At 38.4% G+C, this 23,600-nt stretch carries 30 protein-coding genes; 18 read left to right on the top strand and 12 right to left on the bottom strand.

The genetic code is table 11. The annotated features are described in order from the left end of the window. Positions 1-14: 14 nt before the first annotated feature. The 4 genes from ACGTNH_RS16060 to ACGTNH_RS16045 all read left to right on the top strand — a co-directional run bounded on the left by ACGTNH_RS16060 (position 15) and on the right by ACGTNH_RS16045 (position 2,905). Positions 15-803: an enoyl-CoA hydratase/isomerase family protein gene (locus ACGTNH_RS16060; protein ID WP_394587948.1), complete on the top strand. Its 789-nt coding sequence runs from the start codon at positions 15-17 to the stop codon at positions 801-803. A 12-nt stretch (positions 804-815) separates the two neighbouring features. Continuing rightward, positions 816-1,790 carry a quinone oxidoreductase family protein gene (locus tag ACGTNH_RS16055; protein ID WP_394587947.1) on the top strand — a complete coding sequence of 325 codons (975 nt, stop codon included), beginning with the start codon at positions 816-818 and terminating at the stop codon, positions 1,788-1,790. 120 nt (positions 1,791-1,910) lie between these two features. Further along, positions 1,911-2,456, top strand: a complete 546-nt coding sequence (locus tag ACGTNH_RS16050; RefSeq protein ID WP_394587946.1) for a GNAT family N-acetyltransferase — start codon at positions 1,911-1,913, stop codon at positions 2,454-2,456. Continuing rightward, positions 2,453-2,905: a hypothetical protein gene (locus tag ACGTNH_RS16045; protein WP_394587945.1), complete on the top strand. Its 453-nt coding sequence runs from the start codon at positions 2,453-2,455 to the stop codon at positions 2,903-2,905. Before ACGTNH_RS16050 ends, ACGTNH_RS16045 begins: the two co-directional genes overlap by 4 nt. A gap of 284 nt (positions 2,906-3,189) precedes the next feature. On the opposite strand, the gene ACGTNH_RS16040 is transcribed toward ACGTNH_RS16045, so the two are convergent. Further along, a complete protein-coding gene (locus ACGTNH_RS16040) occupies positions 3,190-3,609 on the bottom strand; it encodes a M67 family metallopeptidase (RefSeq protein WP_394587944.1) in 420 nt (139 codons plus the stop codon). Further along, entirely contained in the window at positions 3,596-4,501 is a 906-nt protein-coding gene (locus tag ACGTNH_RS16035) for a hypothetical protein (protein ID WP_394587943.1), read from the bottom strand. Before ACGTNH_RS16035 ends, ACGTNH_RS16040 begins: the two co-directional genes overlap by 14 nt. Before the next feature lie 398 nt (positions 4,502-4,899). On the opposite strand from ACGTNH_RS16035, the gene ACGTNH_RS16030 reads away from it, so the two are divergent. The 3 genes from ACGTNH_RS16030 to ACGTNH_RS16020 all read left to right on the top strand — a co-directional run bounded on the left by ACGTNH_RS16030 (position 4,900) and on the right by ACGTNH_RS16020 (position 6,734). Then, positions 4,900-5,454, top strand: coding sequence for a hypothetical protein (locus ACGTNH_RS16030; RefSeq protein WP_394587942.1), 555 nt, complete (start codon positions 4,900-4,902; stop codon positions 5,452-5,454). A 13-nt stretch (positions 5,455-5,467) separates the two neighbouring features. Beyond that, positions 5,468-5,779, top strand: a complete 312-nt coding sequence (locus tag ACGTNH_RS16025) for a hypothetical protein (RefSeq protein ID WP_394587941.1) — start codon at positions 5,468-5,470, stop codon at positions 5,777-5,779. Between the two features lie 82 nt (positions 5,780-5,861). Continuing rightward, positions 5,862-6,734: a coiled-coil domain-containing protein gene (locus ACGTNH_RS16020; RefSeq protein ID WP_394587940.1), complete on the top strand. Its 873-nt coding sequence runs from the start codon at positions 5,862-5,864 to the stop codon at positions 6,732-6,734. Between the two features lie 52 nt (positions 6,735-6,786). Here the strand turns inward: ACGTNH_RS16020 and glnA are convergent, their stop codons facing one another. Continuing rightward, positions 6,787-8,097, bottom strand: coding sequence for a type I glutamate--ammonia ligase (glnA, locus tag ACGTNH_RS16015; RefSeq protein WP_394587939.1), 1,311 nt, complete (start codon positions 8,095-8,097; stop codon positions 6,787-6,789). A 252-nt stretch (positions 8,098-8,349) separates the two neighbouring features. Here glnA and ACGTNH_RS16010 point away from each other — a divergent pair, with 252 nt between their 5' ends. Both ACGTNH_RS16010 and ACGTNH_RS16005 read left to right on the top strand, forming a co-directional pair. Beyond that, positions 8,350-8,811, top strand: a complete 462-nt coding sequence (locus ACGTNH_RS16010) for a DUF2188 domain-containing protein (protein ID WP_394587938.1) — start codon at positions 8,350-8,352, stop codon at positions 8,809-8,811. A gap of 94 nt (positions 8,812-8,905) precedes the next feature. Beyond that, positions 8,906-9,100 (top strand): YwbE family protein, encoded by a 195-nt coding sequence (locus ACGTNH_RS16005; protein WP_394587937.1) that lies wholly within the window; start codon positions 8,906-8,908, stop codon positions 9,098-9,100. 458 nt (positions 9,101-9,558) lie between these two features. Here the strand turns inward: ACGTNH_RS16005 and ACGTNH_RS16000 are convergent, their stop codons facing one another. The 3 genes from ACGTNH_RS16000 to ACGTNH_RS15990 all read right to left on the bottom strand — a co-directional run bounded on the left by ACGTNH_RS16000 (position 9,559) and on the right by ACGTNH_RS15990 (position 11,543). Then, positions 9,559-10,551 carry an acrylyl-CoA reductase family protein gene (locus ACGTNH_RS16000; protein ID WP_394587936.1) on the bottom strand — a complete coding sequence of 331 codons (993 nt, stop codon included), beginning with the start codon at positions 10,549-10,551 and terminating at the stop codon, positions 9,559-9,561. Between the two features lie 16 nt (positions 10,552-10,567). Continuing rightward, a complete protein-coding gene (locus ACGTNH_RS15995; protein ID WP_394587935.1) occupies positions 10,568-10,780 on the bottom strand; it encodes a hypothetical protein in 213 nt (70 codons plus the stop codon). Between the two features lie 127 nt (positions 10,781-10,907). After that, positions 10,908-11,543 carry a hypothetical protein gene (locus ACGTNH_RS15990; RefSeq protein WP_394587934.1) on the bottom strand — a complete coding sequence of 212 codons (636 nt, stop codon included), beginning with the start codon at positions 11,541-11,543 and terminating at the stop codon, positions 10,908-10,910. A gap of 179 nt (positions 11,544-11,722) precedes the next feature. On the opposite strand from ACGTNH_RS15990, the gene ACGTNH_RS15985 reads away from it, so the two are divergent. Beyond that, positions 11,723-12,286 carry a M15 family metallopeptidase gene (locus tag ACGTNH_RS15985; protein WP_394588508.1) on the top strand — a complete coding sequence of 188 codons (564 nt, stop codon included), beginning with the start codon at positions 11,723-11,725 and terminating at the stop codon, positions 12,284-12,286. A gap of 35 nt (positions 12,287-12,321) precedes the next feature. Here ACGTNH_RS15985 and ACGTNH_RS15980 read toward each other — a convergent pair whose 3' ends face one another. The 5 genes from ACGTNH_RS15980 to mreBH all read right to left on the bottom strand — a co-directional run bounded on the left by ACGTNH_RS15980 (position 12,322) and on the right by mreBH (position 15,500). Further along, a complete protein-coding gene (locus tag ACGTNH_RS15980) occupies positions 12,322-13,242 on the bottom strand; it encodes a ketopantoate reductase family protein (RefSeq protein WP_394587933.1) in 921 nt (306 codons plus the stop codon). A gap of 17 nt (positions 13,243-13,259) precedes the next feature. Continuing rightward, entirely contained in the window at positions 13,260-13,550 is a 291-nt protein-coding gene (locus ACGTNH_RS15975) for a DUF1428 domain-containing protein (protein ID WP_394588505.1), read from the bottom strand. A gap of 93 nt (positions 13,551-13,643) precedes the next feature. Next, positions 13,644-14,042, bottom strand: coding sequence for a DUF1428 family protein (locus ACGTNH_RS15970; protein ID WP_394587932.1), 399 nt, complete (start codon positions 14,040-14,042; stop codon positions 13,644-13,646). Further along, positions 14,026-14,319, bottom strand: a complete 294-nt coding sequence (locus ACGTNH_RS15965; protein ID WP_394587930.1) for a hypothetical protein — start codon at positions 14,317-14,319, stop codon at positions 14,026-14,028. The genes ACGTNH_RS15970 and ACGTNH_RS15965 overlap by 17 nt, the downstream gene beginning before the upstream one ends. A gap of 173 nt (positions 14,320-14,492) precedes the next feature. Next, positions 14,493-15,500 carry a rod-share determining protein MreBH gene (mreBH, locus tag ACGTNH_RS15960; RefSeq protein WP_394587928.1) on the bottom strand — a complete coding sequence of 336 codons (1,008 nt, stop codon included), beginning with the start codon at positions 15,498-15,500 and terminating at the stop codon, positions 14,493-14,495. A 165-nt stretch (positions 15,501-15,665) separates the two neighbouring features. Here mreBH and ACGTNH_RS15955 point away from each other — a divergent pair, with 165 nt between their 5' ends. The 5 genes from ACGTNH_RS15955 to ACGTNH_RS15935 all read left to right on the top strand — a co-directional run bounded on the left by ACGTNH_RS15955 (position 15,666) and on the right by ACGTNH_RS15935 (position 20,014). Then, positions 15,666-16,412 carry a YkgJ family cysteine cluster protein gene (locus tag ACGTNH_RS15955; protein WP_394587927.1) on the top strand — a complete coding sequence of 249 codons (747 nt, stop codon included), beginning with the start codon at positions 15,666-15,668 and terminating at the stop codon, positions 16,410-16,412. Continuing rightward, a complete protein-coding gene (locus ACGTNH_RS15950) occupies positions 16,402-17,043 on the top strand; it encodes an MOSC domain-containing protein (RefSeq protein ID WP_394587926.1) in 642 nt (213 codons plus the stop codon). Before ACGTNH_RS15955 ends, ACGTNH_RS15950 begins: the two co-directional genes overlap by 11 nt. Before the next feature lie 15 nt (positions 17,044-17,058). Continuing rightward, positions 17,059-17,424: a DnaJ family domain-containing protein gene (locus tag ACGTNH_RS15945; RefSeq protein ID WP_394587925.1), complete on the top strand. Its 366-nt coding sequence runs from the start codon at positions 17,059-17,061 to the stop codon at positions 17,422-17,424. Between the two features lie 27 nt (positions 17,425-17,451). Further along, the gene (locus ACGTNH_RS15940) at positions 17,452-18,117 is read left to right on the top strand and encodes an SOS response-associated peptidase (RefSeq protein WP_394587924.1); all 666 of its coding nucleotides are present in this window, start codon (positions 17,452-17,454) and stop codon (positions 18,115-18,117) included. A 61-nt stretch (positions 18,118-18,178) separates the two neighbouring features. Further along, complete coding sequence (locus tag ACGTNH_RS15935; protein ID WP_394587923.1) at positions 18,179-20,014, top strand: putative bifunctional diguanylate cyclase/phosphodiesterase; 1,836 nt, start codon at positions 18,179-18,181, stop codon at positions 20,012-20,014. A 43-nt stretch (positions 20,015-20,057) separates the two neighbouring features. On the opposite strand, the gene ACGTNH_RS15930 is transcribed toward ACGTNH_RS15935, so the two are convergent. Continuing rightward, on the bottom strand, positions 20,058-21,437 hold the full coding sequence (locus ACGTNH_RS15930) for an alanine/glycine:cation symporter family protein (RefSeq protein WP_394587922.1): 1,380 nt from the start codon (positions 21,435-21,437) through the stop codon (positions 20,058-20,060). Between the two features lie 240 nt (positions 21,438-21,677). Here ACGTNH_RS15930 and ACGTNH_RS15925 point away from each other — a divergent pair, with 240 nt between their 5' ends. The 3 genes from ACGTNH_RS15925 to ACGTNH_RS15915 are packed head-to-tail and all read left to right on the top strand — an operon-like array spanning position 21,678 to position 23,343. Next, the gene (locus ACGTNH_RS15925; RefSeq protein WP_394587921.1) at positions 21,678-22,154 is read left to right on the top strand and encodes a low molecular weight protein-tyrosine-phosphatase; all 477 of its coding nucleotides are present in this window, start codon (positions 21,678-21,680) and stop codon (positions 22,152-22,154) included. Next, positions 22,154-22,483, top strand: a complete 330-nt coding sequence (locus tag ACGTNH_RS15920; RefSeq protein WP_394587920.1) for a YtxH domain-containing protein — start codon at positions 22,154-22,156, stop codon at positions 22,481-22,483. The genes ACGTNH_RS15925 and ACGTNH_RS15920 overlap by 1 nt, the downstream gene beginning before the upstream one ends. A 29-nt stretch (positions 22,484-22,512) precedes the next feature. Next, positions 22,513-23,343 carry a YihY/virulence factor BrkB family protein gene (locus ACGTNH_RS15915; RefSeq protein ID WP_394587919.1) on the top strand — a complete coding sequence of 277 codons (831 nt, stop codon included), beginning with the start codon at positions 22,513-22,515 and terminating at the stop codon, positions 23,341-23,343. Positions 23,344-23,600 lie beyond the last annotated feature (257 nt).

Raw genomic sequence — 23,600 nt, 5'->3', positions numbered from 1 at the left:
AGGAGTGGGGATGGATGAGTAAATTAGGTAACAAACATGTAAGCGTGAGCTTGAATGGACCAATAATGTCTTGTGTATTGAATCGTCCAGAAAGTTTAAATGCATTTTCTGATGAAATGATAGCAGGGTTACAACATGCTCTTATAGAAGCGGAACATAACGAGGATGTGAAAGTTGTCGTGTTATCAGGATCTGGGCGTGCATTTTCTGCGGGCGGAGATGTAAAAAATATGGGTTCTGCTACTTCAAGTCATCTATATGACCATGTCGGAGAGTTAAATAAATTGATTTTAATGATGAAAGATTTAGCGAAGCCTATAGTTGCGGTTGTACACGGCTATGCGGCGGGTGCTGGCTTTAATTTAGCTCTGGCATGCGACCAAATATTGGCGGGTGAAGACACGAAATTTGTACTTAGCTTTGCACAAGTAGGACTTGTAGCAGATGGAGGCGGACATTACTTTCTCTCTAGAATACTTGGCCCCTATCGAGCTAAAGAGCTTTTATTTAGAGCAGATCCAATCCCTGTCGAAACAGCTGTAGAATGGGGATTAGTTAATAGAGTCTTTCCGCTGTCTGAACTTGAAGAAGGAGCAATGAGTTATGCATTAGAACTGGCTAAAGGCCCAGGACGAGCCCTTGGTATGATGAAAAAGCTTGTCGATCGTGCGGAGCGTGCTGATTTAGCTGATATATTGGAACAAGAGAGAATGGCACAAACAATGATGATTGATACCAATGATCATAAAGAAGGCGTTCAAGCATTTAAAGAAAAAAGAAAACCCGAGTTTGTTGGGAAATAAGGAGGTTATCCTTTGAAAACAGTGCTTTTTAAACAGTACGGAGGTCCAGATGTACTCGAAACCGCAGAAGTAGAGCGTCCTGCCGCTCAGCATGGTGAAGTGGTCTTGAAAATTACCGCCATCGGAGTTAACTATGCTGATACTGCCAGGCGTGAAGGAGCTTATGTAGTACCAACACCTCTCCCTTTTACACCCGGAGCGGAAGTTACTGGCGTAGTGGAAGAAGTGGGAGAGGGGGTTCAGGAGTTCGCGGCAGGTGACCGAGTCGTGACGCTGATAGAATCAGGAGGATATGCAGAGTATGTAGCAGCGGATGCAAATAGTTTAATTCCATTACCTGAAGGGTTAGATGATGAAACGGCAGTTGCTTTGCCGCTTCAAGGTTTAACTGCGTATCACTTGTTAACAACCATGGGACGAATAGAAAAGGGAGAAACTGTCTTAGTTCATGCGGCAGCAGGGGGTGTAGGATCGCTGGCTGTACAACTAGCAAAATATTTTGGAGCTGGGAAAGTTATTGCAACGGCAAGTACAGAAGAGAAATTGGCATTGGCTCTAGAACTTGGTGCAGATCATCTCGTAAATTATACCAACTTGAACTGGCGTGAATCAGTGATGGAGGCAACTAATGGAAAAGGCGTCGATATTGCTTTAGAAATGGCAGGTGGGGACATTTTCCACGAAACGATTAAATGTATGCGTTCTTTTGGACGCGTCGTTATATACGGTGTAGCCAGCGGAAAACCTGCCGAAATGTATCCAGCTGGATTAATGAACCGTAATTTATCGGTAATCGGCTTTTTTCTTCCACAAATAATGAAGAAGCCGGACTTGGTTGAAAAGAGTTTGCAAGAATTATTAGCACTTGTTAATAAAAGTAAACTTAAACTAACGGTTGGCGGTGTTTATAATTTAGAAGAAGCGGCTAAAGTACACGAGCTCATGCAGGGAAGAAAGACTCAAGGTAAACTCATATTAAAGCCGTAAGAAAAAGTCGTCCGCTCAGGACGGCTTTTTTTAAAAGGCATTGCAGGAATCCCAGTTACACTATCGAATTAATTACTTAAACGCGAATTTTGCAAAAAATTGACAGAGGAGAGGGACTTTATGTTTACTAATACTATTGATGATGAACTATCGTTAAAGTTAATAGAACCAAACGATGCAGTAGAACTTTATCAACTAACAGATCAGTCGCGTAAACATTTAAGAACGTGGCTCGGTTGGGTAGATGGAAACGACTCGATAGAGCGTACGGAGGATTTTATAAAAATGGGTATGAAGAAATACGCTGAAAATGAGGGGTTAACTACATGCATTTTATATAAAGGTGAAATTGCGGGAATTATCGGGACACATGCCACTGATTGGACGAATAGGAGTGCAAGCATCGGATACTGGCTAGGAGAGGTTTTTATTGGAAAAGGAATCATGACGCGGGCCACAAAGGCTATGACAGATTATCTCTTTACAGACTTAAAGTTAAACAGGGTAGAAATTAGAGCAGCCGATCAAAATAAAAGCAGCCGTTCAATTCCGGAACGACTGGGTTTTACAAAGGAAGGAAAAATCAGACAAGCAGAATGGCTTTATGACCATTATGTGGATCATGTAATTTACAGTATGCTCGCAGAAGAATGGAAAAGAAAATGAAGTGGATCTTGATTTTTGGAGTTCTATTAATAGTGGGTTTTGGAAGTTTTTTTGCTTTTATTAAATTTAATCCCCCACTCATTGAAGGAGGACTCGGGGCAACCGAGGATAAAAAGACTGTCGTCATATCTCTAGGTAATAAAGGAATTGGAGATATTCACTTTACAGGAGTAAATTTCAACTCGGAGAGCTCTCCTTCTGAAGTTGCTTTTCAAGTAGTGGATGCTGCAAGTGGATTTACGATTAGTAATAATTTTGAAGAAGAAGAAAATACTCATTTTCAATCGGTTCCTAAAACGGTAATGAATCCAAAGACAGATCCAGTGCCCCAAAATGATGAAGATATCATATATGGGCTGAGTGTGAGTGCAGAGGAGCGCATTCATACGGTTACAGTGGCCTATGAGTATTTTGGTTTGAGGTTCTTAAAAGAAATATCTATTAAATGAATCATTTCTTTCCTTCGGTGCATAGTATGGGGCTTGTCCTTAATTAACGAAGGGACTAAAAAGCCCCGTAAAAACATAAAGGTACGTCTACCTGCGTTTACCGCAGCAGCCACCGGATTTATAGCTTGCTCTTTTCTTTGTAGGGGAAGTATTAATAATTGTAGGTTCCGGTTTATCTCTTTTTATAAGAGGTGTAGTTCGTTGTTTTGCTTTCTTAGGTTTCAATCCTAACAACTCCTTTCCAATATAATATAGTATAATCAAAGACTTTTAATTGGAGAGGGCTAGTAGGATGTTTTAACAGTGAGGGGGTAAGAAACATACGTAGAATCGAGGATTTTGAAGCACTTGATAACAGGTATAGGCATTTTAAAAGAGATAATAACCATAAGGATATTAGTGTCGGCATGCTCAATGATGTCAGAGCTTGAAGGTGAAGGAGAAGTCGTAGGGTGAGAGTGATAGATAGCTAGCACTTCCTCGGACTTCTCCTTTACTTTTTTTAAGGTTTCTTCAACTGCGGTTTGACTGACAAAGAACCGGCTTTGTGACTTCACTTCATTTTTCAATGGCCACACATGCTGAACAGTTAGGTTAACTCCACTTAACATTCCACACACTTCATAAGGCAGGTTCTTTTTTCCATGGTCTATTAGGAAGTTATGAATAGGTTTAGGGACAATCAACTGATTATTTTTTTTCATATGGCTTCCTCTTTCTGAAAAAAGAAAAAAAGGATGGTATATGGTCTTTGGTATTTTTATTTTCAGTAGGAGGGGAAGGTTGCACGTTATTAGCAGCAAGATAGGGTTTATTTTTAGATGATGGCTGCATGGATTTAATAATAATCTTTTTTGTGAGCTCTCCAGAGTGAAAGGATTTTGTTAACGTTTTTGATCCTCGTTTGTTAACGATGAGTTGTTGTCTATCTTTTTTTTTTCGTGACTTTCGGACTGTAGAGTTAATGATGTTTTTGTTTGTGTATGAATTTTGGTTTTTAGGCTGGTTCCCGAATTGACTTGGCGGCTGATAACTTGGAGGTATCCGGTTGTTTTTAGAAGGCAGAGTAGGATCGTATATTTCCCTGGATGATTGAACCATATTTCGTAATTGCCGAAAGTTTGTAGGTTGTTGACTTGTTTTCTGTGTTGCTGAGGGCAGAGGCATTAGATTATCCTTCAACTCTTTTAACCCTTCTCTAAGAGCAAGCTTTTCTTCCCTGTCCTCTTCGATATACGACTGTTGGATACTCAACATTTGATGAACGTTTTCAAAAAGCTCTTCATATGGAAACTTCTCCATATTTTCTACTAGTGAATGAACATCAACTTTTAGCTGTTCCACCATTTCATAAATGGAATCAAGACGTGTTGATAAACGATTCAACTGAGTGTTCTCTCTATTTATTTGTTCGTTCTCTTCTTCCATTATCTTTAAAGCACCTACTATCTGTGAATTTTTTTTGTTCGTACTTATGAGGTTGTCTTCCCTCAGGAGAGGGCTATCCTTCATAGAGTTAAGCGTATTTTTGTAGGCTTTGACTCTTTGTTTCATGCTTTCGATTTCCTGAGACTCAACCACTTTTTGTTTTTCCATCACTCATCACCCTCTGGTTGCCCATGATTTATGTTATTTAAAAGCTGAAGTTTCGTGACATTTAAAAGTTTAGTGATGTATCCAATATTCAGCTTAATTAATTAGCTGGTCCTTAGTACTGCATTTATATGCTGCGAAAGGAAGGTAGATTAATATATTTGTAAGTATCTGCATCTACAAAACATAGAGATAGTTAATTTTGTCTAAAGCAATTACAAAAGGAGCAAAAGACGTTCTAATAAAATTTAAAACAAATATCTTCAGAAACAATTGGATTAATCGGTAACTGAGAATTTTTCTAGTTATTCTACTTATGGCAGCGGTGCTATTTATTGATGAGCGAACATAAAATGAAGGGAGGTCTAAACCTCTCTTTATTTTGTAAAGGGGTGAGCATGGTGGAGAAAAGTGGAGATGAAATTGAAAATGCGATAAGTACACTCCGTAAGCAGAACAATTCTTATTTGAACCAGATTAAACAGCTTATTAAGCAAATCAAGACAAACCATCAACTTCATTTATTTACTTACTTTACATACTCATTAAATATTTCACATAATCCGGAACAAGAAAGTTTATGTATTGGTTCATATCATCTTGTTAATCGAGGAACAGTCCCTCTTCATAATCCATATATTTGTATCAAACTCTCTGAAAATACTCCGTTCTCTTTCTCCGGAAAATATACTTATGAACCCCTTAAACATACCAGTAAAACCCCGGGAGGATGGCAGAGACTAAATGAAAAATCAAATAAGGAAGAGTTTTGGCTTAAACCATTTGATGTAGAGGTGATTCATCCAGAAGAAACGTTAACCTTTTCTAATTTTCAAGTGAAGTGGCAGCCTACAGGTAACTATGCAGGCAGTATCATGGGTTTTGCTTATAGTGATGAAACGAAAGATGGGATTACAGCGGTTAATCCTATTAGTTTGAATGGCACAGCTTATTAACGGAGGGAAGAAGATGACTAACCACCATGAATATGATGAACAGTTATTAGTTAAACATCTTATCCGTCAATTTATGAGAGACCAATTAAAAGATTTAAAAGAAAACAAAAAAGCTCGAAATAACAGTTTCGTATTTTTAGAGAACAGTACGTTAAATATGTTAATCATTCATTTGCTTATGAATTGGAATCGCCGGGCAGAGGAAAGTGGAACGCAAAGTGAAATTAAAGCAGCTGGTGAATGGAGGGAAGAATTAGACCTGATCATTCGAGAAAATGAAGAAAAGTTTTCTGAAGTGCTCTCTTTGCTTAATGAGAAAATATGAGGTCTGCACACTTCCATTATTTTTTTCATACACATAAAATTATATATAAGCCTAGAAAAAATAGGTCCCGGAGGTTTAACGTATGAAAAGTGATCCCATTCAAATGCAACAAAAACTTATTTATTTTAAAGCTGAGTTAGACAAATATAAAGAAAAGGTGAAAGATTACCAGGACAATTACCATTACGCTCAGCTCGAATCCTTAAAAAAAGAAAATGAAGCTCTAGTAGAGAGAAATCAATCTCTAACTAAGCAGGTTAACGCCTCTAAAGCAGAGTTAGAGAAGCGTTTAAAAGGACATGATAAAGAGCTGAACCAAAGTAAAGAGAAGGTAGAGCGGTTATTAGAAGAGAAAGGTTCTTTAGAACATAGAAACGCAGCATTAGTACAAGAAACACAAATACTTCTACGGGAAGTAAAAACATTAAAGGAAGAACTTTCTGATAATCGTAAACGGATGTCTCAAAAACAACATGATATGGCCTTGCTGCAAGCTAGCTATATAAATGCACAAAAAGAATTAGAAGAGAAGAAAAAAGAACTTAATGCAGAAAACACAGCAAAAACAAATACTGTCGAAAAACTGAATAAGCTTGAAGAAAAGCGGAGGGTAGAAACAAATAACTATGAGAGCCAAATAGAAAAGATTAACGAAGAAAACAACAGGCTAAGAAGCCAATGTGACCAGTTGAATGAGGCGTTGGAGCAAATCCAGGCAGTACAGAAGGTTGAAGAAAACGAAACTAGTCCTGAGAGTATTCAATTTCTTACCCAACTTGAAAATCAAGTGAAAGGATTATTAGTTCATTCTTCAGAATTTGAAAAGGATGAGGATTCAAAAGTTATATTTATGAGTGTGCTTGAAAATAAATTGGCTGAATTGACTGATGAAATTGAGGATATAGAAGCTAAGATAAAGACTGAAGATGCTGCAGACGATAATGAGGAAAAATAAACTACTGAACGATAAGCAAAAGAATCCCCCATATTAATATGGGGGAGTGCACTTATTTGCTCATATAGTGTTCTAGTTCCCAATTACTTACTTGCAGTGAATACTCTGTCCACTCTTCATCTTTTTCAGCAATATAAATTTTAGATGTATGATCACCCAGAGCTTTCAGAAGAACTTTGTCTTTTTGAAGTGCTTCGATTGCTTCTTTTAGGTTTGTCGGCAATGTAGGAATACTGTCATCAGTTACTTCGTACAAGTTACGAGATTCAGCTTCACCAGGATCCATCTTATTACGAATTCCTTCTAGTCCAGCTTGGATAAGAACCGCTAAAGCTAAATAAGGGTTAGCTGTTGGATCTGGGTTACGAACTTCAAAGCGAGTACCTAAGCCGCGTGTAGTTGGTACGCGGATCATACAGCTTCGGTTAGAGTGAGACCAAGCTACACTTACAGGAGCTTCGTATCCTGGTACTAAACGCTTATAAGAATTCACGTTAGGATTGGTAATAGCAGCAATACCGCTTGCGTGGTGAAGAATACCGCCCATGAAATATTTCATTGTTTTAGAAATTTCATCGTCTGTCCCATTATCATAGAAAGCGCTGTTTCCATCTTTAAACAAGGATAAGTGACAGTGCATACCAGAACCGTTATCAGCTGTAACTGGTTTAGGCATAAAAGTAGCGTGGTAATCATGATTAGTAGCCACATCTTTAACTACACTTTTGAACGTTTGAATGTTGTCTGCTGTTTTCAGCAGTTCATCGAAACGGAAGTTGATTTCGTGCTGTCCTTTAGCAACTTCGTGGTGGGAAGCTTCCATTTCAAATCCAATCTTTTTCAACGTGCGTACAATATCACGGCGGACGTTGTCCCCTTTATCTTTAGGAGAGGCATCAAAGTAGCCAGCTCTGTCGTTCATTTTACGTACTGGATATCCTTCATCATTAAGCTTGAATAGGAAGAACTCTGGTTCAGGACCTACGTTTACTGTATAGCCAAGGTCTTTAGCTTCTTCAACTGCTCGTTTTAAAATATAGCGTGGGTCGCCTTCAAAAGGTTCACCATCGGGAGTGTAAATATCACAAATGAAACGGGCGATTGGATCTTCGTCCATCTCTTGGGGCAGTACTAAAAATGTATCTAAGTCAGGGTATAGATACATATCACTTTCTTGGATATCAGAAAAGCCGGAAATGGAAGAGCTGTCAAACATTGCTTCATTTTCTAATACTGATTCCAGTTCTTCGATAGGAAGTTCAACGTTTTTCGTATCACCTAGCATATCTGTGAATTCTAAACGAATGAATTCTACATTTTTTTCGTTGACAACTTGCTTAATGTTTTCTTTCGTGTACGTCATACTCTTTTACCCTCACCTTTGTTTTATTTTTGAGATTTGTTCTATTATAAATAGTCTGAAATCTCTAATAAATCTTATGTAAAGAATTCTAACATAAGATGTTCTGTATTTCTAACAATAAATTATATTTTCCCCAAAAAAATTTTTTAAAACCGAAAAATGACGGTTTTTAAGGTATTTTGACGAAGGAAATTTGTTTGAAATTTCTTTCTGTGAGGTAAAGATGAAAAAAGAGAAAAGGAGTGATTGAGAATGCCATGGGATACGAATGATTACCCTAGTTCTTTGAAAAACTTAGACACGACGGTCAGGAAAAAAGCTATAGATATTGCTAATGCTATGATTGATGAAGGATATGATGAGGGAAGAGCTATCCCGATTGCTACAGAGCAAGCAAAAGAGTGGTATGAAAATGCAAGTAAAAGCGAGATCGATCAAATTCGTAATATGACTGACAAAGAATTAAAAAAGCGGGATGATAATGCTGAAGACAGTCGCCCTGAGCTTCTTGATAAAGGAGAGCATGTAGTAGCCCATGATAAAGGATGGGCAGTTCAATCGGAAGATGCCAAAAAAGCTTCTTACGTATTTAAAAATAAAAACGATGCTGTAGAACGAGCAAAAGAAATTGCCAGGAATAAAGGTACGAAAGCTATTGTTCATAAAAAAGACGGAAGTATTCAAAATCAAACTTCTTATGAAGAAAAAAGTTAATATAAGCTTACTTAAAAACGCCCTTACTGGGTGTTTTTTTGTGGATGAAAGCACAAGGATTTGTGGTAAAATGAATGGAGAGAGTGGGTGAATTATGAACGGGCAAGTACGTAAAGATGTGAAACCAGGTTTAGAGGTAGATATAGTTTTGAAGAAAGATCAGAGGAGCGGAAAGTTGACTAGAGGGGTAGTTAAAGATTTATTGACAAAGTCATCTTCTCACCCTCACGGAATTAAAGTTCGACTGGAAAATGGTCAAGTGGGAAGGGTAAAACATATTTATCAATAAAAGCGTTTGAACCAAAGGGTTCAAACGCTTTTTTATTCATTAAGGCGATAATATTGAAAAGAGAATTATAAATTGGAAAAGCGAGCCAGACAATGTCTGACTCGCTTTATAATAGCAGTTCGGAAATAATGAATAAATTGTTTGTTGATTACTTACATTTTACACGTAAGCACGTAATTAAACCATATTGCCGCGGTTCGTTCTACATGGTAGTTTTTATCAACTTAAACGACGCAATCCCTACCTCTATCGCATCCTTACAGCTCCGAAGCTGATCCAGTGTGATTAAGTTGTAATAAAACATAGCAGAATGCCAGTCTCATACTTATCACTCTTTCATTTTCCGAGTTACCTTTTTAGCGAAGGCACTAATAGATAATAATAATATACGACTTCTGGTTTGTCAATATTAATTACTGGTTTTCTGCAGGAGAAAATTTTCTACCATTACTTATTACTTACATTTTTATTATAGTGCGACCGCGAGTTTGGCCTTTTAAAATGTCATTTAAAGTATCAGGCACATCCTTTAATGTAATTTCAGATTTTAACTGTTCAAATGCCTCTGTCGTTTTTAAATCGTTAGCTAATCTAAGCCATATCTTTTTTCGAGTGGACATCGGACAGTAGACAGAATCAATCCCAATAAAACTGATACCCCGTAAAATGAAAGGATAAACCTGTGCAGGGATTTTTGTACCTCCCGTTAATCCACTTAAGGCAACGGCCCCATTATAGTTTAACTGACTTAGGATCGATGCGAGCTGTTCCCCTCCGACAGGGTCAACAGCAGCGGCCCAGCGCTCACTTTGTAACGGTTTTAGTTTTCCATCATACACGTCTTCACGTGTGATGACGCTTTCAGCGCCAAGTTCTTTTAAGAACTGAGTATGCTCTGTACTTCCTGTACTTGCTTCAACTGTGTATCCTCGTTTGCTTAACATGGCGATGGCCATACTTCCAACACCGCCCGTAGAGCCTGTAACTAAAACCTTTCCATGTTCAGGGGTAAGGCCGTCTTCTTCTAAGCGATGGACAGATAGAGCAGCGGTGAATCCTGCAGTACCATAAATCATAGCTTCTTCTAATGAAATCCCATCAGGTAAAGGAACTACCCAGTCACCTGGGATGCTTGCGTATTCACTATAACCTCCATGGTGATTGACTCCAATTTCATAGCTCGTGGCAATAACTGAGTCGCCTTTGGAAAATCTAGAATCATTGGATTCAACAACTTCTCCTGATAAATCTATACCAGGAACGATAGGATAGTTTTTTACTAAACCATTATCTGGTGTTGTTACCATCCCGTCTTTATAATTCACGCTTGAGTAATGAACTTTAATAAGTACATCGCTCTCTGGTAAGTCGCTATTAGATAAGTATTCGACTTGAGCTGAGAGTTCACCGTTGCTTGTTTTATCAATTTTATAGGCTTTAAAATTAGACAAAGGATCCGCCTCCTTTTTATTCATCGGATTTCTTGTTTTTTAAATCTTCGTCATATTTTTCTTCTGTGGAAGAGTCGTTTTTTGACTTATGGCCTTTCTTAATTTCCCGTTCTTCTTTTTTCATATCTTGATCTGGTACAGGATCTTCAGGGCGTTTTTCTTCTTCTTTTAGTTTTTCTTCAATTTCTTTCGAGCTGTAATTCGCTTTATTTTTATTTTCATTTGTCATACCATCACCTCCGATATCTAGTTAAACATGTTCCTTTTTTTAGAAGAAATTAAACAGGTTCAACTTATGAAATTTTAAATGAGGCCTTTTAATAAGAAAAAACCGTGGCATCTTTACAGCGTTTGCTTTAAGATACACGGTTTTTCCAATACTTTCTCAAACGTTGGACCCATGAGGATTTTATAATGTAATCGATGGTTGTACTGATCACTAATCCATGCAAGATGACCCCGAATATGGTAATGATCACTATAATGGTGTGTCCTATTAAAGTGGAAGGTTCAAAATTAGATTTTCCAAAAAAGACTAGTGCGGTAAATGAACTTATAAGTGCCTCAATGTAAGTAGATAAAGCGGGTTCCACATTTTTAAGTGGAATAATTAAAATGAAAATAAAGATTGTAGTTAACCCTGCTATGTAAGATAAATGTTGCTTTTTTAAAAATTTAATGAAAGGAAGCGTGTAATATTTGGTTATGGATTTCAATCGCAGTAAATGAAGAATACGTGCAAATCTGGCAAATTGAAAGACAGCATCAAGAGGGATTGCTGCAATAACAATAAAGGGATGTTTTTTAATAAACTCCCACTTTTGACGTGCATTTATTAGACGATACATAAAGTCTATGAAAAATATGCTCCATGTGCTCCAAACGATATAGCTGTCGTACTGAGTTTCCTGCCATATTGTCGATACTGATAGTGTTGCCAGGCCGATCATAAGGAGTTCATAGATCGTCTGGGTTGATTCCTTCTTAGACATAACTCCCCCTCCTGCAACAAACTATAAGACTATTCTACCAATTATGCAAATGCGAGTGATGTAGTCAGGTAGTCGATTATGGTAAAATTATAGGGGAGTAGGATGTGAAACTTCCTCTTTTGTGGAGCAGCATGATGACCTGATTCTTTTCGAAGAGAGGAAAATTTGATGTGAGAGCAATCTTTAATCAGACCGTTTGGTTTCTGTTCCTTTTTTTATCTATTGGGATAACGGTTTATTCACTTATTGAAATTCAAGAGCGTCGAGCAGGTGTATATAATGTTGAAAACGGAGAACTTCCTGATCAACTCCATCCCACTGTAGAACAAAAGAAAAATCAACTCATTGAAGAGGCAGCAGATATAGGAATTGATGTCGTGATCACAGATGAACTTCGGACGTTGGAAGAACAAGATGAAATCTATGAACGAGGGCGATCTAAAGATGGGGATGTTGTAACGTATGCTGAAGGTGGAGAATCCTATCATAATTATGGACTTGCTATTGATTTTGCTTTACAGACAGATGACGGCCAAGCGATATGGGATACGGAAAGAGATGGAAATGGCAGCGGTAAGTCTGACTGGATGGAAGTTGTTGATATAGCTAAACAATTAGGGTTTGATTGGGGAGGAGACTGGGAGTCGTTCCGAGACTATCCTCACCTTCAAATGGATTTTGGACTCAGTATAAGAGAGTTGCAGAATGGCAAACGTCCTAAAGCCGAACCTTTACCTGAATGAAAACGCCGCTGGCTGAAATGGCTAGCGGCGTTTTCTTATTTCTGATAACTTTCAAAAGGCTTGATCATAGCGTGAATGGTTTGAATATACGGTAAAGCAAGTGCGTGTTCCTCGGCTAATCTCAACGCACCGCCATGAAGATGTTCTACTTCTAAAGGAAGTCCTTTGCGACGGTCCTGATGCATGGAAGAGGTCATTTCATGATCAAACCCATTGAGCTTTTCAAACGCATTTTCTACCTGCTCATCGGTTAAATGGATGTTATGAACGTTTGCAAGTGTCTTCATTTCTTGTAGTATTTCTTTAGAAATGATAAACGTTTCTGGGTACTGCCTGACATCTCCTATTGGTAAGTTCGTAGCGGTCGTAATTCCAGAAAATGCAGTGATAAACATGTATTTATTCCAAATTTCTTCTAATATATTTGCGCTCTGTTTTCCGTCCATATTTGCTTGATTACACGCAATTCCAATCTCTTCACAAATTTGTTGTTGAGAAGGGTGGAGAGGACCAAAAACTAAATCGTGAAACGTACTTGTATGCTGCACATGACCGCTTTCATCCAACGTCGCGATAATGTAAGCTAATCCACCAATGACAGCTTCCTCGCCAAGTTCTTTTTGCAATATAGGCAAATGCTCTACACCGTTTAATACAGGAAGCACTTTGGCTCCTTTTTGAACGAGTTCCTTAAGCCATGGAATCGTTCCGCGCAGATGATATCCTTTAACGGATAAAAAGACAAGATCTGGTTCTTGAATTTCTTCAGGGCTTTCAGCGATCGTTACATTTGGGGTTTCATAATTTCCCATTTTACTATGTAAAGTAAGACCATGCGTACGCAGTTGGTCGGCTCTGCCTTCTCGTACCAGGTTGATCACTTCATGGCCTGCTTCCTCCCAGCGGGCTCCATAATATGCTCCTAATGCTCCTGCTCCTAAGACAACGATTTTCATCATGACTCCCCCTAGAATTATACTAATCTAAATTTGGAACTAATCACTTTGTCCATTTCAATAATATCTTTAATGTGCTGATTTAAGTAAGCAATCATATCATTAGATCCTGTTTTCTTCATAACTTCATAGTAATGGGTTTCATCTTTAAAAACGCTTTGGCCAAGCATTAATTCTTCATCTTCTTCTAATTCAAATAAATTTAGTATTCCCATGGTGCCTTGATTGCCGGTAAGTTCACTAGAGTAATAAATGCTGTGATCGAGTGTTCCATGAGAAAGAAGGATATCACCTGTTTTCTTTGACATTTTCAAAAAGGGTTCTACTCGTTTCTTTTTTACCCTGAAAAAACAGATTATGGTATAAATAAAAGTCACTCTCCTTAATGTGAACGCCGTAAGTTACACTTCTGCCTCTGCATCTTGAAAGGTGGACGTAATTAATGAGGAGAAGTCAACTACTTCACGAAATCGTTCATAATAACGATTCTTGAATTCATTTTGCTCTAATTTCTTCATCGTTTCCTCATAGTGAGCTTTTGAATCAAATTCTATTTTCCCTAGATACACTACTTCATCATCCTTTAGATCGAATAGATTAAGCAACCCCATTGAACCTTGCTTTCCTGTCAGCACATCTTCTTCAAATAAGAAAGGTCTTGCATCATAAGAAACGAAAAGAAGTTTCACTTCCTCTATCAGTTTAACAAACCGAGGAACTTGATTCTTGTGAACACGAAAAATGTACAATGAAACAAATATTGTCATCACCTCATCGCAAATCTCATTTTTTTGTTTCAATAGCTGCATCAATCAGTAACACAAGAGCTGTAATTGAATGCATTACCCAACCTATAATAGGGATGGCGCCAACAAAGCTCGTAATCATGCCCAATATACTCCCGGCACTAAAGCGAGCGTCTCTAATTGATAATATAAGTGTAACCGTGTGAAGGGCAAACATAAATAATAGGGGCGTCCATGACATACTGACGATAAAAGTTCCGCCTGCAATTGGAATGGCTAACAAGCCTTCGCAGACTCCTGAAAGCCATTTTAAAATAGTAGTGCGATTCATAAGATTATTCGAACTCCTTTGTATTAAACAATACCTTACTTCCTATAATTTCGCCAAATTCTCCTTGAAACCCTTTAATTCTACAATAAATAAAGAGACTAACTTATTATAAGTTAGTCTCTACAACTGAAAGCGTATTTGAATTCTTTCTCTTTGTCTACTAATGCACTTCGTTATTTAGCTGCTTTTTGGAGTTTTTGAATCATTTTTATGGATCGTCCTGTACCGATCGCTACTGATTCTAGTGGGCTGGGAGCCATATGAACCGGGACATAAATTTCTTCAGAAAGCCACTCCTGCATTCCTTTAAGAAGTGAACCGCCACCTGTCAAAATAACTCCGTGATCTACAATGTCGCCGCTTAATTCTGGCGGGCAGTCTTCTAACGTAGCTCGAATCGTCTCAAGCAGTTGTTCAAGTGATTCCTTAAGAGCTGATTGAATTTCGTGAGAAGAGAGTTCAATTGTTTTTGGAAGTCCGGTAACCATATCTCTCCCACGGACGTCCATTTTTTCTTCGGGGTGCTCCACCAGCGCATAGCCGATTTCCATTTTAATTTGTTCAGCTGTACGTTCGCCGATTAAAATATTGTAGGCTTTACGCACGTATTGAATAATTTCTTCATCCATTACATCGCCGCCCATACGAATAGAACGACAGGATACAACGCCGCCAAACGAAATAATGGCAACTTCACTCGTACCCCCGCCAACATCTACAATAACATTTGCCACAGGTTCATCCACAGGAAGGTCTGCACCTATAGCAGCTGCGATGGGCTCCTCGATTAAATGTACCTGTTTAGCTCCATAGCTTTTAACAGCGTTATGGATAGCACGGCGCTCAACAGAAGTGGAGCCAGAAGGTGTACAAATAACAACGGTTGGTTTACGCATTGAAACACCGGATTTGCGGCTCACTTTCTTCATAAGCTCCTTAAGCATCTGTGCTGTCATATCATAATCTGCGATGACTCCATCACGAAGCGGGCGGACAGGTATAATATTTCTCGGAGTCTTTCCTACCATTTCTTTTGCTTCTTTTCCAACGGCAACAACGCTTTTTGTTTCGGTATTATAAGCAACAACGGACGGTTCATTTAATAAGATTCCTTTTGACTTTGAGTAAATAAGTATATTAGCTGTACCTAAATCAATTCCTATTTCTGCAGTTGATAACATGTAGACGTACCTCCAAAGATGACAGATTCTTATATATTTCTTCTCCCATGCTACTTATTTTATGGGGGTTATTACAAGAGGAATTTTATGGGCTATCTTCCCTCTAGTCTGTAAGCCTTACCCAGGTGTATAATAAATGTAACCAGTTAACAAGGAGTTTTCCGCATGAACAGGTATTTAAGACAAGAAGAAATTGTAGAGAAATCAAATAAGATAAATGAAACATATGAACTAGACCCTCAAGTTTTTGATAATATAGTTGATGAATTATTAAATAGTGAGAACGACACAGAAGAAGTGATTTTAGAAGGATTTCAACGGCTGTTAACAGAAGTAAACCATGAAATAGGTCGAATGGAACAACATGTAGACATGACACCAAGCTGTTTTAAAGGATGTGCTTTCTGCTGTTACTTTCCGATTATTGTAAGCAAAATGGAAGCTAAAATGCTATTTCGATCAATAGAGAATTTTTCTCAAGAGCGAAAGGAACGTATTTACGACCATTGGGGAAACTATTACGCAAGTCAATCTCATAAATTGAACCAAGCTCTTGCGCTGGATCATACGGATGAAGATGTGAAACTTGATTATAAGAAATTAAACTTGCCGTGCCCAATGCTTGACCCGACTACTCATGCCTGTATGGCTTATGAAGTAAGACCTGTTCCGTGCCGCACGTATTTAAATTACTCTGATCCTAAAGTTTGTGCAGAAAAGCATTTGCCGGAAGAACCATTTAGTTATGAGTTTTTATATGATTCCTATTTTGGAGCTGTCAACGAATTGATCCAGGTGCTGTATGAGAATGGAGAAGACTTATTTGTTGATTACCCTGCGGATGCCTGGAGCTATGATTTTCTGCCTGCATGGATTCAAAAGTGGAGAGAGGGGATAATCGATGAAGTATAAGCTTTGCTCTTTAAATGTAGGACGACCTGAACGTTATCAAACAGATAAAGGAGAATTAGAGAGTGCTTATCGAAAAAGACCAGTAAGTGAACCGACTTTTTTAAGTAAATTAAACTTTCAAGGGGATGAGCAAGCGGATAAGAAACATCACGGGGGAGTAGACCAGGCCGTGTGTCTTTATCCTGCTCAGCATTATCGTTTTTTTGAAAAAGAATATGGTCGTTCCTTCCCTTTCCCTTCGTTTGGAGAAAACCTAACGGTAGAAGGAATTGATGAGCGTACTACGAACATTGGGGATGTTTTTTCAATTGGAGAGGCAGAATTACAAGTAACAAAGCCGCGTAAACCCTGCTATATCATTGCTCGGACTCATGGGATTGATGATTTTCCTAAGCAAGTGCAGCGTACAGGTTTTACCGGTTTCTATCTTCGCGTTTTAAAAGAGGGATATGTCAAAGCTGGGGATGACGTTATTCTAAAATCGAAGGACTCCAATGGAGTAACAGTAGCGGATGTCAATAATGTGAAGTATGACAATCCTTTTGATCATGACAAGATAAAGAGGATTCTTCAAGTAGATGCTTTTCCTCAAGAAGATCGGGCGTCGATAGAACGACGCTTATCTAAATAAAGGAGAGGATGAAAAATGGATTTCGGTCATTTAATTGAAGAGAAGATTAAGCAGTCGATTCAGCAAGGTGATTTTGATAATCTTCCTGGTAAAGGAAAACCACTTCCAAAAGATGAGTTAGCTTATGTGCCGGACGATATGCGAAATAGTTATCGGATTTTGAAAAATGCCAACATGCTCCCAGAGGAAATGCAGCTGAAAAAAGAAATTGTAAAGTTGGAAGAATTGTTAGCTGAAAGCGAGGACAGCCTTGAAGCGGGAAAAAGACAGCTTACGGAAAAGAAACTTAGATTTAATATGTTAATGGAACGTCGGAAAATGCAAAGTAATCAAGTGTTTCAACAGTATAGTGGAAAAGTTAATCGTAAATTAGGATGGTAATATAATTTTCGGAGAAGGGGTGAGGTTATGTGCGGAAGATATACACTAACTGCTCAGGAAGATGACATTCGGCGCGAGTTCGACTTAGAGGTGCCGATACCTGAATTTAAGCCCAGGTATAACATTGCACCTGGCCAGAAAGTATTAGCTATTATAGACGATGGAAAGCAGCGGAGAGGAGGTTTTATGCACTGGGGCCTTGTCCCGTCATGGGCTAAAGATCAAAAGATAGGTTATAAGATGATTAATGCACGCAGTGAAACTGCCCACGAAAAGCCAAGCTTTAAAAATTTGATGGCTGCCAAACGTTGCTTAATCATTGCCGATAGTTTTTACGAGTGGAAGAAAGAGGACAAAGATAAAGTTCCTTTTCGTATAATGCCGAAAAATCGTGAATTATTTGCTTTTGCCGGTCTATGGGATCACTGGAAAACGGAAGAAGAAGAGCGGTTCACGTGCACAATTCTCACAAAGGAAGCCAATGAATTCATGAAAGGTATCCATCATCGGATGCCGGTTGTCTTGCCGAAAGAGTCTCAAAAACATTGGATCGAACCAGTGAAATGGCAGCCGGGAGATGCTGCCAAATTTATTGAGCAAATAACAATCGATGACCTCTATGCTGAACAGGTAAGCACTTACGTTAATTCGGCCAAAAACGAAGGTCCTGAATGCATCCAGCCTCTTACTTAAGACAAGGATTTTACAGGAGAAGAAGGAATAATTACGTCATACTGCTCTGGAGGGTAATTACGTGAAAGAATTTAAGTTGCTTGCTGAAAATAATTGCTTATATCAAGAGCTGGTTAAATTTTCAACTGCTCCTTCTTATCAAGAAACACTAAAACGGTATCACGAGCTGGTAAAGGAATATGTTCAAGAGATTTTATATTTGAGAAAAGAATTACAAACAACGGAACAGTTGAGAGCAGATTTTTCTAGAACTATGGATGCTTTAGTGAATTTAGTGTTTAAGGTTAAATATGACGAAACTTTAGAAGAGTATTGTTATGTTATGTTTGAAGGAAAACTTGCACACGATATTGGGTTAACGTCAGACGTAGTTAAAGGGAGGTCACTGGGTGAACTTTTTGGTACTGAACAAGCCTTATTCTATAAGTCACAATATAAAAAAGCCTTTCAAGGCCAGACACTTTCCTATAAGCATTGTTACAATAATCGTTATTTTCACACAACCTTATCACCCGTTAAGGAAAAGGAAAAAATAACAGAAATTATTGGAAGTACAGTAGAAATAACTTTGTATGAAAAAGCTGAAACAAAAATAAAGTATATGGTTGATCATGATCCTCTTACAAACCTGCCAAATCGGCGCAAACTCCACGCAGGTTTAGAGCAGATGATTGATATCCCCTCTGCTTCCCCTCACATAACCCTCATGTATTGTGATATTGATCGTTTTAAGTATATCAATGATGCTTTAGGGCATGCAGCAGGAGATCAAGTGCTTCAAATCATTGCCCAGCGCTTACAATCATGTTTACGTGATCACATGTACTTGTATCGTTTGTCTGGCGATGAGTATATGATCCTGGTAACTGACGATGTGCAAGACTTAGATTTACTTCAACTTGGAGAGAAGGTTCTTGATAATATTAGACAGCCTATTACAATATCAGGGAAAGAAATATTTGTCACCTTAAGTATAGGAGTCGCTTCCACGTCTTACCATGCTGACACTTCCCAGACGTTAATTGCTCATGCCGATATGTCCAATCATTATTGCAAAGTTCATGGAGGATATCGAATTTTAGCCTATACAGAGGAGATGAATGAATCTTACAATCAACTTTTTTCTTTAGAAAGCGCCTTGCGTAAAGCCCTTCTTCGCAACGAGCTTAGTCTTCATTATCAACCAAAAGTGGATGTTACGACTGGTTATATTAATGGACTGGAAGCGTTAGTAAGATGGAAACACCCGGAAAAAGGGTGGATCTCACCTGGTGAGTTTATTCCTTTATCTGAAGAAATCGGGCTCATTGCCCAAATTGATGAATGGGTGCTCTATGAGGCTTGCAGGCAAAATAAAAAGTGGTTAGATCGTGGATTTGCTCCTGAGCGCGTCGCCGTGAATATTTCAGCTTCTGAAATTCAACAGCATCATTTTACAGAAAAGGTTGAACGAGTGTTAAGAGAGACAGAACTTCCTGCTAAGTTTCTTGAAATTGAGGTAACTGAAAGTAGTGTGATGCAAAATACAGAAAAATGCATGAAGACAATGCAGAGCTTAAAAGTGTTAGGAGTTACACTTTCCATGGACGATTTCGGGACGGGGTATTCATCTTTAAGTTATTTAAGGCAATTTCCTCTTCATTATTTAAAGATTGATCAAACCTTTATTAGAAGTGTGCGAACCAATCCAAGCGATGCTGAAATTGTTAAAGCCATTATTCAGCTGGCAGATGCTTTTAAGCTCGGAGTGATAGCGGAAGGGGTAGAATGTGAAGGAGTATTAACCTTTTTAAAAGAAAACCAGTGTGAAACGTATCAAGGGTATTATTATAGTAAACCCCTTCCTCCTGAAAAAGTTGAAAAGTTGTTAAGTATAAAGACTGAATATCGATTATAAGAAAAACCCGTCATTCTTTTTTAGAACGACGGGCTTTTTAAAATTATTGGGCATTGGCACGTTCGCGTTTTTCTTCTTCTTTTTCTTGTTTGGCAACCTTTAAAAATCTATTCGTTTCAGCCGCTACTACTCCTGATAAGAGAAGAAGGCCGATTAAGTTTGGAAAGGCCATTAAGCCGTTCATAACATCTGCAAATAGCCAAACGGTATCCAGCTGGGCTACAGCTCCTACGAGAACAAATAAGACGAAAACAATTTTATAAACAGGCAGCGCACGATCCCCCGTTAAATAACCGAAACATTTCTCTCCATAATAGGACCATCCGACGATTGTGGAGAAAGCAAAGAAGATGACTCCGAATGTGACGATGTACATCCCCATATCTCCTAAAAATAGTTGGAATGCACTAGTGGTTAAATCTGCACCGTCACTATTATAATCAGTACCAAACGCCATAACGATTGTTAACCCAGTCATTGTACAAACCAGAATAGTATCAATAAATACCTGCGTCATTGATACCAAGGCTTGACGCCCAGGGTAGTCTGTTCGAGCAGCGGCCGCAGCGATAGGAGCTGAACCAAGACCCGCTTCGTTGGAGAATACACCACGAGCAACACCGTAACGGATAACGGTACCTAAGATACCTCCCCCAACAGCGTTTGCAGAAAATGCATCAGAGAAAATTGTACCAAATGCCGGCCCGACTAAATCAAGGTTTAAAATAATTATAATAAGTGCCCCGACCACGTAAAAAACCGCCATTATAGGTACGAAAAATGCTGTAACTCTTCCAATTCCTTGAATTCCACCAATAATAACTAAGGCAGCAAAGATAGTTAATAAAATACCTGTTATCCATGGATTTATGCTGAATGTAGAGTCCATTACATCAGAAACTGTGTTCGATTGAACCATATTTCCAATACCAAATGCAGCACATGCTCCAAATAAAGCAAATAAGACGCCTAACCATTTCTGTTTCAGACCTCGTTCTAAGTAATACATTGGACCACCAGACATTTTACCGTTCTTATCAGTTACACGGTACTTTACGGCTAAGATAGCCTCTGCATATTTCGTTGCCATTCCAAAAACGGCTGTGATCCACATCCAAAATACAGCTCCAGGCCCCCCAAGCACGACTGCTGTAGCTACACCGGCAATGTTACCAGTACCTATGGTAGCTGCTAGAGCTGTTGTTAAAGCTTGATAATGAGATATATCGCCTTTCTCGTCTTTTTGCTGCTTGCCAGGCTTAAAAGCAAGTTTTAGTGCATAGGGTAAGGTTTTAAATTGTAGAAAGCCAAGCCTAAGTGTTAAATAAACCCCTGTACCTACTAGTAAAATCAGTAAGACAGGCCCCCAAACGAAGGCACTTGCTGCATCTAGAAAGCTGTGAATTGCACCCACTTTTCCCATTTTCATCCCCCTCTAAAATAGTAATAAAAGCATGTATATATATAAAATATTCCGAAAATTCTTGTAGAATGTCAAGCTTAATTCCAAATATAGTTATAAATATTTGGTTTAATATGAAAAGGTTTAGGTTAAGAAATATTATAATGTACACGAAGGGAAGTAACTTTGTGTGTAATTTTGCTAGTTTTTTCATGATATAATGAAAATGATATGATTTGGGAATGATGGGGGAATATAAAGATGATTAAAGTCTTATTCGTTTGTTTAGGGAATATTTGCCGCTCTCCAATGGCTGAAGCAGTATTTAGAAAATTGGTTGAAAAAGAGGGCTTAGAGAAAGAAATTATGGTCGATTCAGCAGGAATCGGGCACTGGCATATAGGGAAAATCCCACATAAAGGAACTCGTAATATTCTTGATGAGAACACTATTACTTACGAGGGAATGACAGCCAGGCAGGTAGAAGCAGCTGACTGGGATCGTTTTGATTATATTATTGCAATGGATCAGCAAAACTTATCCGATTTAAATGGGATTAGAGAGAAAAATGATGTGGAAGTTAAGCTGTTTATGGATTTTGTTAAGGATGAGGATGAAAAAGATGTACCGGACCCTTATTTTACAGGAAACTTTGATCATGTGTATGAGTTGGTTGAAACTGGCTGCCAAAGCTTATTAGAACATATAAAAAAACAGAAATTAAAGGAGGAATTATAATGGCAGAAAATAAATTGATCACAGGAATTGTAACAGGAGCACTTATCGGAGGGGCAATCGTCCTGTTTGATAAAAATACCCGTCAATATGTAATGAGTAAATCTAAAGGGGCAGGAAATTGCTGCCGAAATTATATAGAGCAGCCATCTGAAGCTATCCATGACTTAAGATTGAGCTATGAATCCTTTTCTAAGAAATTGAATAACGGAATTGATGAAATATTAGTACTTCTAAAAAAGGCGGAGGATGCATTAAATAAAATAGGAGAGATGGACGAGAAGGTGAATAATAAATTAGAATCGGTAGACAATTCTAAAGAAGCATCGTAAGTGGATAGGCAAAGGGGGAGTAAGAGAATTTGATACGCTTTGGTAAAGAGCTGTTTAAACAAATAGGTGATAATGACGTCCCAGGATCTGCAGCTCAACTGGCATACTTTTTTTTACTGTCTCTCTTTCCCTTTATGATTTTTCTGATCACCTTATTGGGGTATTTAAACATTGATGAAGAAAGAGCACTATTATTAATCAGCACTTATGCTCCCCAAGATACGTATGAATTAATTTCGGAAAATGTAACAGCGATTTTAAGGGACCGCAACAGCGGGCTGTTATCTATAGGTATTCTAGGCACTCTGTGGGCAGCTTCAAACGGGGTTAACACTTTGATTAAAGCTTTTAACCGTGCTCATAGTGCAGAGGAAGAGCGGTCATTTTTTGTATCAAGAGTGATATCTATATTGTTAACCATAGCTATGATTGTGGTAATTGGTGTAGCTTTCTTACTCCCGGTATTAGGAAGTGCTATTGGTGTATACGTATTTTCCAATTTTGGCTTATCTGAAGACTTTCTGCAAGCATGGGAAACGTTGAGGTGGGTTATTTCCTCCATTGTGTTTTTTATTGTACTTTCATTCTTATATTTAATGGCGCCGGATCAGCCGATGAAAATAAAAGAAATTACTATCGGAGCTTTGTTTGCTACGGTGGGATGGCAGTTAGTGTCTTTGCTTTTCTCTTTTTATGTAGAAAATATTGGTAATTACTCAGCCACTTATGGAAGCTTAGGCGGGGTGATCGTCTTGATGATTTGGTTTTATTTATCAGGCATTGTTATTTTAATAGGTGGAGAAATCAACGCTCTTATTCATAAAAAGCATAAAGGTCGACATCCGTATAAAAGAAGATAGCCTTTAGGTTATCTCAGCTTGTAGAGAAACCCCATGTTTTCCTACAAGCTTTTTTTGTGCGTCTGTGCGGACAAATACCACTCGCTTCCGCGGACGATCGCCCGAGTCTCCTTGTGAAAACTGTACTGCACCCCTATTGTTGGACACGAGCTAACCTTAGGAGGTTCCTACATGAAAAAGTATTCCCCTGAAAGAAAACACGATGGGTCCAACGCTATTTGAATGCACCCATTAATTACAGAGAGTTGGCTGAAGAG

The sequence above is a fragment of the Halobacillus sp. B23F22_1 genome (genome assembly GCF_043497005.1).
In the GTDB taxonomy this organism is placed as follows: domain Bacteria; phylum Bacillota; class Bacilli; order Bacillales; family Halobacillaceae; genus Halobacillus_A.
The sequence above is the reverse complement of the archived record's forward strand: the minus strand, read 5'-3'. Positions and strand labels throughout refer to the sequence as shown.